General features: G+C 65.3%; 1 pseudogene. It reads left to right on the top strand.

Features of this window, described 5'->3' with window-relative positions:
* Positions 1-334 (top strand): annotated as a pseudogene (locus tag IAE24_RS30030) (hypothetical protein); the annotation flags it as partial.

Consider the following 334-nt stretch of genomic DNA (forward strand, 5'->3'; position numbering starts at 1 on the left):
GAACGTGGCCAGTGCGACCTGCACGCCCAACACCTTCCCGTTTGCGGGTAACGGCAGCTCCGTGCTGACGTGTACGGTGAACTTCACGGCTTCGGTCGCAGCTGGCAGCAACACCAGCTTCAATCTGCCGGCAGTGCCGACGGCTGTGGGCTCGAGCACGAACACGGCCTCCTACGATCCATCGGGCGGCATCAGCCCGGTCAATCCGACGGCAGGGTGTACGACAGACTGCGCTTCCACGCCTTCCACGCCGGTGACCCCTGGTACTCCTGCGCTGACGGTCACCAAGGCCAACCCGGGTAGCCTGGCTGTGGGCACGCCCTTCAACTACGCG

This window comes from Delftia sp. S65 (genome assembly GCF_016516495.1).
Taxonomy (GTDB): domain Bacteria; phylum Pseudomonadota; class Gammaproteobacteria; order Burkholderiales; family Burkholderiaceae_C; genus Comamonas; species Comamonas acidovorans.